Raw genomic sequence first — 5,664 nt, forward strand, 5'->3', positions numbered from 1 at the left:
CCGCCGGAGCCCCACCGTCCCGGGCCGGCCGTCTCCGGCGGTCGTGCGGAGGGCCGCTACCCTGAGTCCGTGACATTCCCCGTAGTCGGCATGGTCGGCGGCGGCCAGCTCGCCCGTATGACCCACGAGGCGGGCATCCCGCTCGGCATCGATTTCAGGCTTCTCAGCGACACACCGCAGGACTCCGCCGCGCTCGTGGTGCGCGATCCGGTGATCGGCGATTACCGCGACTTCGACACGCTGCGTGACTTCGCGCTCGGGTGTGACGTGATCACCTTCGACCACGAGCACGTGCCGCTGGAGCACCTGCGCGCCCTCCGGGAGGAGGGGGTGGTGATCCGGCCCGGACCGGACGCCCTGGAGCACGCCGGGGACAAGGGCGTCATGCGCGCCCGGCTCTCCGCGCTCGGCGTGCCCTGCCCCCGGCACCGGATCGTCGCCGACCCGGCGGACGTGGCCCGCTTCGCCGCGGAGACCGTCGGGGGCGCCGCCGAGCCCTTCACCGAGCCCTCCGCCGACGGTGACCTCGCCGTGCCGGTGGTGCTCAAGACCGTGCGCGGCGGGTACGACGGCAAGGGCGTGTGGGTGGTGCGCACCGTCGCGGAGGCGGCCGAGCCCTTCCGTGCCGGCGTCCCGGTCCTCGCCGAGGAGAAGGTGCCCTTCGTCCGCGAACTGGCCGCCAACGTCGTCCGCTCCCCGCACGGGCAGGCCGTCGCCTATCCGGTGGTGGAGTCCGTCCAGGTGGACGGTGTGTGCGACACCGTCATCGCCCCCGCCCCCGACCTGCCGGAGGAGCGGGCCCTGGACGCCCAGGCACTGGCGCTGCGGATCGCCGCCGAGCTGGACGTGATCGGGCACCTCGCCGTCGAACTGTTCGAGACCGCCGACGGTCGCGTGCTGGTCAACGAGCTGGCGATGCGCCCGCACAACTCCGGCCACTGGAGCCGGGAGGGCGCGGTCACCTCGCAGTTCGCCAACCACCTGCGCGCCGTGCTCGACCTGCCGCTGGGCGACCCCCGCCCGCGCGCCCCCTGGACGGTCATGGCCAACGTGCTGGGCGGCGACTACCCCGACATGTACCAGGGGTACCTGCACTGCATGGCCCGTGACCCCGGGCTGTGCGTGAGCATGTACGGCAAGGAGGTCAAGCCCGGCCGCAAGGTCGGGCACGTCACCGCGTACGGCTCCGACCTGGCCGAGGTGCGTGAGCGCGCCCGGCACGCCGCCGACTACCTGCGAGGAACGATCACCGAATGAGCGACGCCCCCGAGAACACCGAGAGCCGGGAGAACACCGGGAGCCCCGGGAACGTCGGGAGCCCGGAGAAAGCCGGGGCCCCCGTGGTGGGGATCGTGATGGGTTCCGACAGCGACTGGCCGGTCATGGAGGGCGCCTCGAAGGCGCTCGAGGAGTTCGGCATCCCGCACGAGGTGGACGTGGTCTCCGCCCACCGGATGCCGCACGCCATGATCGACTACGGCGAGCGGGCCGCCGGGCGCGGTCTGCGGGTGATCATCGCCGGCGCCGGGGGCGCGGCCCACCTGCCGGGGATGCTCGCCTCCGTGACGCCCCTGCCGGTGATCGGCGTGCCGGTCCCCCTCAAGCACCTGGACGGCATGGACTCGCTGCTGTCCATCGTGCAGATGCCCGCCGGTGTTCCGGTGGCGACGGTCTCGGTGGGCGGGGCGCGCAACGCCGGCCTGCTGGCCGCCCGGATCCTGGCCGCCTCCGACCCCGCCCTGCTGGAGCGGATGAGCGACTTCCAGGGCCGGCTGCGCGAGCAGGCCGAGCACAAGGGTCGCTCGCTGCGGGCCCGGCTCTCCGGGGACACCGGCTTCGGCTTCGGCGCGGCCGGGTGAGCGACCGACCGAACCCCGACCCCGACATCGGTTCCGCCCCCGACCCGACGGAGGCGGAACTCGCCCGTGCGCGGGCGCTGCTGGCCCGCCATCCCGTGCTGGACGGTCACAACGACCTGCCCTGGGCGTTGCGCGAGCGGGTCGGCTACGACCTGGACCGGTGTGACCTGGCGGCCGACCAGTCGCACCGCCTGCACACCGACATCCCCCGGTTGCGGGCGGGCGGCGTGGGGGCGCAGTTCTGGTCGGTGTACGTGCGTGCCGACTTCGCCGGGGACCGCGCCGTGGCGGCCTGCCTGGAGCAGATCGACGCGGTACGGCTGATGATCGACCGGTACCCGGAGACGTTCCGGCCCGCGGTGTGCGTCGCGGACGTGGAGGCGGCCCTGGTCGAGGGCCGGATCGCCTCCCTGATGGGCGCCGAGGGCGGGCACTCGATCGCCAACTCCCTGGCGACGCTGCGAGCCTTCCACCGGCTGGGCGTGCGGTACATGACGCTCACCCACAACGACACCATCGACTGGGCCGACTCGGCCACCGACGACCCGCGCCACGACGGCCTGTCGACCTTCGGCGAGGAGGTCGTGCGGGAGATGAACCGGCTCGGCATGCTGGTGGACCTCTCGCACGTCGCGGCGACCACCATGCGGGACGCGCTGCGGGTCACCGAGGCGCCGGTGATCTTCTCCCACTCCTCGGCGCGGGCGGTCTGCGACCATCCCCGGAACGTCCCCGACGACGTACTGGCCGCGCTGCGGGGCAACGGCGGGGTGGCGATGGCGACCTTCGTTCCGAAGTTCATCCTGCCGGAGGCGGCGGCCTGGACCGCCCGGGCGGACGCCAACATGCGGGCCGCCGGCCTGCACCCGCTGGACACCTCACCGGCGGCGATGCGGGTGCATCGGGAGTTCGAGGCCCGGCACCCGCGTCCCATCGCGACCGCGGCCACGGTCGCCGACCACCTGGATCACATGCGGGAGGTCGCCGGCGTGGACCACATCGGTATCGGCGGTGACTACGACGGCACGGCCTTCCTGCCCCGGGGGCTGGAGAGCGTCGCCGGGTACCCGGGGCTGATCGCGGAGCTGGCCCGCCGGGGATGGTCGGAGCCGGATCTGGCCAAGCTGACCCGGGAGAACGCCCTGCGGGTGCTGGGGGACGCGGAGTCCACCGCGAGGGCGCTGCGCCGCACCCGGGGGCCCTCGATCGCCCGCATCGAGGATCTCGACGGGCCGGCGGGGCCGGGGGAGCCGGCTACCGACGCCTGACGCGCTGTTCGGGGCGTGCGACGGGGGACCGTCGCACGCCCCGCCGTTCGGTTCCGGTGTCCGGTCGGGGCGGGGGGACCAACGGCCCGGAGGACCGCTGCCCGGGACCCGCCGGAGGTCCCGGGACGAACCCGCCGGAGGTCCCGCCACGCGTCCGTCGAAGGGCACCGCCGGCCCGCCGGACGGACGGGGGATCAGCTCTGGGGGAGTTGCCAGCCGGTGCGGGCGGCCCAGCCCTCCGCGATCTCCACCAGGACGTCCACCACGGGGTCCTTGATGTCGCTGTAGGCGCCGAGCCCGGCGGTGTCGTCGGCGTCGCGGACGACATGTCGGGCGAGAACGCGTTTGAAGGTGGCGTACCCCGGCACGGCCTCGGGGTGGGCCCGGAACCAGTCCCGGAACAGCAGCGCCAGTCGCAGGTTGGGCGAACCCTCGCGGCGCAGGTGGAGGTTGGCGTCACCGTCCGGATGGCCGCGTCGCCACCACAGGCGCTTGGCCCACCGCTCCGGTGCGTCGTCCCGGCCGGCGGGCACGTGGTCCCGGCGATGGGGCGAGAGGGTGAAGCCCAGCCCGGTCAGGGGCGCCGAGAACTTCTCCTCGGCCGCGTCGAGGGGCAGTTCCGTGCCCACCTGGAGGTCGAACACCGGCTTGGCGGCCATGCCGGGGATGGAGGTGCTTCCGATGTGGGCCACCCGGGACGCTTCGGGACCCAGCAGCCGGCTCACCTCCTCGACCAGTTCCGCGCCCACCCGCGCCCATTCGGGAGAGGGGTCCACCACCGGAAAAGACATCTGCGGCAAATCGGGCATTGGTTACATCACCTGCAATTTCGCTTCCCCGAGCGGGGGTTGGTGACGGATGTCACCGTTTACCCTCCATTCTTCAACGGCGTTTCAGGGGTGATGTCGGCGGGGTTCGCCAAGTGGTGTTTGGTGTGGCCCAGTTGGGAAAAACGCAAGATCCGTTGTTATTACCCCGTGATAATAGCTGGCCACGTGCCGTTACCCGGACAAGGTGGGACACATCCCGATCGGCCCCTCTCGGGCCGTACTTCCGCTTGCCGCCTTGTTTCCGGACGGACCATCCGCTTAACGTTCAGGCCGCGTCGCACTCCGCGTCGCGCCACGAACGGCACGCCGAGTCCTGTCACCGTTCGCGGAGCCACCGCAGCACCATCCGCAAGACAGGAGCGGGGGACCCACTTTCCGCCGGTCACAGACCGGCTAGGGGTGAAGTCGCCCGTCCGGCCGGGACCTCCCGTCCCGACCGGGCGACGACCGGGCACCTTTCCGGCCCGAACCCGACAGCTCACCTCGTAGGCGTCGGAGAGGAGCACACCCATGCCCGCACGCGGTCGTCACCGTCGTCAGCGCGTCAGTCGTATTTCCCGTATCTCCCTGATGCTGGGCGCCGGTGGCGCCGGCGTCGCACTCCCCCTCATCGCCGCCGGCGGCGCGAGCGCCGCCCCGGCTCCCGTCACGGCTCCCGCCGCCGAGGCCTTCACCGCCGGCGACCTCACCCAGCAGGCCCGGCAGGTCGCCGCCGCCGCCGAACAGGCCGCGAAGACCGCCGAGACCGACAAGAAGGCCGCCAAGGCCGCCAAGGCCGAGAAGTCGGGGAAGAAGAAGGCCGCCGACCGTTACACGGTCGTCAGCGGCGACACCCTCTCCCGCATCGCCACCGCCCAGCAGGTCGAGGGTGGCTGGGTGCAGCTGTGGGAGACCAACCGCGACGTGGTCGGGAACAACCCCAACCTGATCTACCCCGGTCAGAAGCTCACGCTCACCACCGGTGCCTCCGGCGAGCGCGCGGACCGCACCTCCGACCGCGTCGAACTCCCGGTCGAGGAGGCCGCGGAGGAGACCATCGAGGTCACCGTCACGATCGAGGAGACCGCGCCGGAGGAGACCGCGCCGGAGGAGACCGCGCCGGAGGAGACCGCCCCGGTCGAGCAGGCCCCGGCCCCGGTGGAGAAGGCCGCTCCGGCAGAGAAGACCCCGGCCCCGGCCGAGAAGGCCGCCCCGCCGGCCGCCGCGGGCTTCAGCGTCCCGGTCAACGCCGCCCCCAGCACCCCCTACCGTGCCTCCGGCGCCATGTGGGCCAGTGGTTACCACACCGGCGTGGACTTCTCCGCGGCCACCGGCACCACCGTCATGGCGGTCGCCCCCGGCACCGTGGTCTCCGCCGGTTGGGGCGGTTCGTACGGCAACGAGGTGATCATCCGTCACGCCGACGGCCACTTCAGCCAGTACGCCCACCTCTCCTCCATCTCGGTGAGCGCCGGCCAGTCGGTCTCCGCCGGGCAGCAGATCGGTCTGGTCGGCTCCACCGGCAACAGCACCGGCCCGCACCTGCACTTCGAGATCCGCACCGGCCAGAGCTACGGCACGGACATCGACCCGCTGTCCTACCTGCGCTCCAAGGGCGTCTCCATCTGAGGCATCCCACCCGATGATCCGATCGGTGACCCACCCCGCGGTGGGGAAGCGGAGGATCGTCACACCACCCCCGGGGCCGCCCGGGACCGAGAGGTCCCG

5 protein-coding genes and 1 riboswitch are annotated in these 5,664 nt (G+C 72.7%); of the genes, 4 read left to right on the forward strand and 1 reads right to left on the reverse strand.

Translation table 11 applies throughout. From position 1 onward, the window contains the following. The first annotated feature begins 69 nt into the window (after nt 1–69). From FNQ90_RS10915 to FNQ90_RS10925, 3 genes are all read left to right on the forward strand, one after another. On the forward strand, nt 70–1,257 hold the full coding sequence (locus tag FNQ90_RS10915; protein ID WP_182606190.1) for a 5-(carboxyamino)imidazole ribonucleotide synthase: 1,188 nt from the start codon (nt 70–72) through the stop codon (nt 1,255–1,257). Nucleotides 1,258–1,355: 98 nt separating this feature from the next. Beyond that, nucleotides 1,356–1,859 (forward strand): 5-(carboxyamino)imidazole ribonucleotide mutase, encoded by a 504-nt coding sequence (gene purE, locus FNQ90_RS10920; RefSeq protein ID WP_228471035.1) that lies wholly within the window; start codon nt 1,356–1,358, stop codon nt 1,857–1,859. 26 nt (nt 1,860–1,885) lie between these two features. Continuing rightward, complete coding sequence (locus FNQ90_RS10925) at nt 1,886–3,127, forward strand: dipeptidase (RefSeq protein ID WP_182606194.1); 1,242 nt, start codon at nt 1,886–1,888, stop codon at nt 3,125–3,127. 194 nt (nt 3,128–3,321) lie between these two features. Here the strand turns inward: FNQ90_RS10925 and FNQ90_RS10930 are convergent, their stop codons facing one another. Then, nucleotides 3,322–3,936: a GrpB family protein gene (locus tag FNQ90_RS10930; protein WP_182606192.1), complete on the reverse strand. Its 615-nt coding sequence runs from the start codon at nt 3,934–3,936 to the stop codon at nt 3,322–3,324. A 351-nt stretch (nt 3,937–4,287) separates the two neighbouring features. Continuing rightward, nucleotides 4,288–4,464: riboswitch (cyclic di-AMP (ydaO/yuaA leader) on the forward strand. A 3-nt stretch (nt 4,465–4,467) separates the two neighbouring features. Between FNQ90_RS10930 and FNQ90_RS10935 the strand changes: the two genes are divergently transcribed. Then, the gene (locus tag FNQ90_RS10935; protein WP_182606193.1) at nt 4,468–5,565 is read left to right on the forward strand and encodes a M23 family metallopeptidase; all 1,098 of its coding nucleotides are present in this window, start codon (nt 4,468–4,470) and stop codon (nt 5,563–5,565) included. Nucleotides 5,566–5,664 lie beyond the last annotated feature (99 nt).

Source organism: Streptomyces alkaliphilus (assembly GCF_014141535.1).
Classification (GTDB): domain Bacteria; phylum Actinomycetota; class Actinomycetes; order Streptomycetales; family Streptomycetaceae; genus Streptomyces; species Streptomyces alkaliphilus.

Excerpts from the sequence above, each read along its gene's own strand:
- purE (WP_228471035.1), top strand. The coding sequence starts at position 1,356 with ATGGGTTCCGACAGCGACTGGCCGGTCATGGAGGGCGCCTCGAAGGCG.
- FNQ90_RS10930 (WP_182606192.1), bottom strand. The coding sequence starts at position 3,936 with ATGCCCGATTTGCCGCAGATGTCTTTTCCGGTGGTGGACCCCTCTCCC.
- FNQ90_RS10935 (WP_182606193.1), top strand. The coding sequence starts at position 4,468 with ATGCCCGCACGCGGTCGTCACCGTCGTCAGCGCGTCAGTCGTATTTCC.